At 73.6% G+C, this 3,710-nt stretch carries 4 protein-coding genes; 3 read left to right on the top strand and 1 reads right to left on the bottom strand.

The window, feature by feature from the left end:
- Nucleotides 1-72 precede the first annotated feature (72 nt).
- The gene (locus ACFWA9_RS38700) at nucleotides 73-546 is read right to left on the bottom strand and encodes an Lrp/AsnC family transcriptional regulator (protein WP_329485529.1); all 474 of its coding nucleotides are present in this window, start codon (nucleotides 544-546) and stop codon (nucleotides 73-75) included.
- Between the two features lie 94 nt (nucleotides 547-640).
- Here ACFWA9_RS38700 and ACFWA9_RS38695 point away from each other — a divergent pair, with 94 nt between their 5' ends.
- The 3 genes from ACFWA9_RS38695 to ACFWA9_RS38685 all read left to right on the top strand — a co-directional run bounded on the left by ACFWA9_RS38695 (nucleotide 641) and on the right by ACFWA9_RS38685 (nucleotide 3,652).
- Nucleotides 641-1,504, top strand: a complete 864-nt coding sequence (locus ACFWA9_RS38695; RefSeq protein ID WP_380394211.1) for an LLM class flavin-dependent oxidoreductase — start codon at nucleotides 641-643, stop codon at nucleotides 1,502-1,504.
- The gene (locus tag ACFWA9_RS38690; RefSeq protein ID WP_380394208.1) at nucleotides 1,501-1,929 is read left to right on the top strand and encodes a nucleoside deaminase; all 429 of its coding nucleotides are present in this window, start codon (nucleotides 1,501-1,503) and stop codon (nucleotides 1,927-1,929) included. Before ACFWA9_RS38695 ends, ACFWA9_RS38690 begins: the two co-directional genes overlap by 4 nt.
- 247 nt (nucleotides 1,930-2,176) lie before the next feature.
- Nucleotides 2,177-3,652, top strand: a complete 1,476-nt coding sequence (locus ACFWA9_RS38685; RefSeq protein ID WP_380394205.1) for a hypothetical protein — start codon at nucleotides 2,177-2,179, stop codon at nucleotides 3,650-3,652.
- Nucleotides 3,653-3,710: the final 58 nt, after the last annotated feature.

Raw genomic sequence — 3,710 nt, 5'->3', positions numbered from 1 at the left:
TGCCCCCCGAGCCCCGCGGGCACGGTGGACGGCGCTCGGCGCCGTCCACCGTGCCCCCGCGGCCGTGACCACTCAGAGCGGCCCGCCGTCCGCGCGCGGTACGCGCGGGCCGCGGAACGGCAGCGTCCGGCTCAGGACGAGGTTGGTGGTCGTGCTCCCCAGCTGGGCCAGCGCGTCCACGACCTCCTCCAGATGGCCCATCGACGTGGTCGCCACCTTCAGGACGTAGCAGTCGTCCCCGGTGGTGCGCAGGCACTCCAGGATCTCCGGACGCTCGCCGACCAGCCGGCGCAGCGGCTCGTGCCGCGTCCCCGGCCCCGGGTACTTCAGCCGGACGACCGCCAGCACCGGATGCCCCGTCCGCTCCAGGTCCACCTCGGCGCGGTAGCCGGTGATCACCCCGGCCGTCTCCAGCCGCCGGACCCGTTCCGTCGTCGCCGACGCGCTCAGGTTCACCCGGCGGGCCAGCTCCGTGAAGGGCAGCCGGCCGTCCTGCTGGAGCTCGGTCAGGATGGCCCAGTCCGTCGCGTCGAGAGTCTCGGTCATCCGCTCAGATTACCGGTGAATCCACGGCTGGAGCCCTCCCGAACAGGCAGGAATCCCTTCTGACGGCCGGTCCGGCCTGGCTAGCCTGTGCGGTGTGAAGATCGGAATCAACGTCCCCAACTTCGGCCCGGGCACCGACCCGGGAGTCCTGCGCGACTGGGCCCGGACGGTGGAAGACCTGGGCTTCGACCTGCTGATGGTCTCGGACCACGTGGCCATCACGCCCGATGTCGCCGAGCGCTACCCCGCCCCCTTCTACGAGCCGTTCACCACGCTGTCCTGGCTGGCCGGTGTCACCGGCCGGGTCCGGCTCGGCACGACCGTCCTCATCGCCCCGTACCGGCACCCGCTGCTCGTCGCCCGGATGGCGGCCAACCTGAACGAGCTGAGCGGCGGCCGACTGGTCCTCGGCGTGGGGGTGGGCTGGGCCCGGCAGGAGTTCGCCGCCCTCGGGGTCCCGTTCGAGCGGCGGGGGCGGCTGACCGACGCCCACCTGGAAGGGCTCAGGGCGGCCTGGGCGGACACCGCCTCCTACGGGACCGCGCGCATTCCGCTCTGGGTCGGCGGCAACAGCGAGGCGGGCCTGCGTCGGGCGGTGCGGTTCGCGGACGCCTGGCACCCGCTGCGCTGCACCCTGCCGATGCTGCGCGGATCCGTGGCCCGGCTGGGGGAGCTCGCCGCCGAACAGCGGCGCCCCGTCCCCGCCTTCGCCCCCCGGATCGCGCTCCGGCTCACCGCGGAGCCGGTCACCGGACCGGAGCGGCTCGCCGGCGAGGGCACGATCGAGCAGGTCATGGCCGACCTCGACCGGCTCCGGCTGCTGGGCGCCGACACCGTCGTCCTCGACCCCTACCACGGCGACCCGCGCGAGACCCGCCGTCCGCAGGCGGCCTGGCAGGCACTCGCCGCCGTGGCCGCGCACATCCGGCCCCCTCTCACCCCTACGGAGCAGTCATGACCGTCCCCGACGACCACACCCTCCTCCGGCGGGCGATCGCGCTCGCGGCCGAGGCCCGCGCGAGCGGCAACCCGCCGTTCGGATCGCTGCTGGCCGGCCCGGACGGCGCGGTGCTCGCCGAGGAGCGGAACACGACCCGCACCGAGCGGGACATCACCGCGCACCCCGAACTGAAGCTGGCGCGCTGGGCCGCACGGGAGTTGGACGCGGCCACGGCGGCGGCGACCACGCTGTACACCAGCTGCCAGCCGTGCTCCATGTGCGAGGCGGCCGTCCAGCAGGCGGGGCTGCGGCGGGTCGTGTTCGCCCTGTCGAACGATCAGCTCCTGGGCATCCGGCCGGGCAGCGGCCGGCCGCCCGTCCCGCAGGAGGGCCCGGCCCTGTACGACGAGGTGCGGGCGGTGGTCGCGGCCTACTACCACTGACCGTCAGGACCGCGAACCGGCCTCCCTGGTGGGCCCGGGCCGGTGTCCCAGGGCGGTGCGGGCCCGGGTGGTGCACTGGTCCCGGGACACAGGCAGGACCACGGCCTCATGCCCTCGCCCCGGCGGATTCCTACCGTGGGAGCACGCGGTGGGGCGCTCGGCCCGGGAGACCGGAGAGCGCCCCGCACGGAGCGGGCCGGGAGCCTTCCGGTCCGTCGCTTCTCCAGCGAACTACGGGAGGTCCCAGATGAGTTGGAACCAATTCACGCTCTCCTCGGCCGGCAGCGCGTCGGTGTCGAGCAGGGTCGCCGCGGTCTCCCGGATCCCCGGGAGCATGGAGCTCTGGTGGGTCGCCCAGGACGGCTCGGTCCAGGGCGCGTACTGGTACGACGGGTCGCCGTGGCGGCGCTACGAGCTGGCGCCGGCCGGCAGCGCCTCCGTCAACGGCGGCATCGCGGCGGTGTCGCGGATCCCGGGCAGCATGGAGGTCTTCTTCGTCGGCGCCAACGGGTCGGTGCAGGACCGGTACTGGTACGAGGGCGCCGCCTGGCAGGGCTTCGAGCTGTCGGGCCCCGGCAGCGCCGCCCCCACCGGCGGGATCGCGGCGGTGTCGCGGATCCCGGGCAGCATGGAGGTCTTCTTCGTCGGCGCCAACGGCTCCGTCCAGGACCGGTACTGGTACGAGGGCGCCGCCTGGCAGGGCTTCGAGCTGTCGGGCCCCGGCACGGCCTCGACCGTCGGGGGAATCGCGGCGGTGTCGCGGATCCCGGGCAGCATGGAGGTCTTCTTCGTCGGCGCCAACGGCTCCGTCCAGGACCGCTACTGGTACGAGGGCGCCGCCTGGCAGGGCTTCGAACTCTCGGGCCCCGGCAGCGCGGCCAGTACCGGCGGCGTCGCGGCCGTCTCCCGGATCCCCGGGAGCATGGAGGTGTGGTTCGTCGGGCCCAACGGGTCGGTGCAGGACCGGTACTGGTACGAGGGCGCCGCCTGGCAGGGCTTCGAGCTGGCCCCGGCCGGCAGCGCCTCCACCCACACCGGCATCGCGGCGGTCTCGCGGATCCCCGGGAGCATGGAGGTGTGGTTCGTCGGCGCCAACGGGTCGGTGCAGGACCGGTACTGGTACGAGGGCGCCACCTGGCAGGGCTTCGAGTTGTCGGGCCCCGGCAGCGCCTCGATCACCAGTGGGGTCGCGGCCGTCTCGCGGATCCCCGGGAGCATGGAGCTCTGGTTCGTCGGCGGCGACGCCTCCGTCCGGGACCACTTCTGGTACGACACGTCGAGCAAGAACTTCGACCAGGACGTCACGACCGACATCGCCGTCGGAGGCTCGGCGCACGTCGTGATGCGGCAGGACGGGTTCTACTCGTTCACCACGCACGCCCACGACAGCGGCTTCGACAACATCGACTACACCATCTCGGCCGCCGTCATGACGCCGGACGGCACGGTGTTCACCTTCCAGCGCTCCGGCCACACCGAGGGGACCGTCGCCGGACTGCCGTTCGGCACCCCGGACCGCAACGACGACTTCACCTTCGTCGGCAACAACCCGCAGATCACCGCCAAGTGGGACGGCATCCTCAACGGCACCTTCAAGGCCACCCTGGACGGCACCGACACCCTCGCGGCCGGCGTCACGGGAGCCCTGGGCGACCTGGTGAAGGCGATCGTCTCCGCGGCGGGCAAGGCCGCGGCCGAGGCGGTGATCAAGCTCGTCGCCTGAGTGTCCCGACCGCCCCGACCCGGCGGCACCGGCCCGGCTCCCGAGGGGGGAGCCGGGC

The sequence above is a fragment of the Kitasatospora sp. NPDC059973 genome (assembly GCF_042737525.1).
In the GTDB taxonomy this organism is placed as follows: Bacteria; Actinomycetota; Actinomycetes; order Streptomycetales; family Streptomycetaceae; genus Kitasatospora.
Note: the sequence above shows the minus strand (reverse complement) of the source record. Positions and strands in the feature narration are given on the sequence as shown.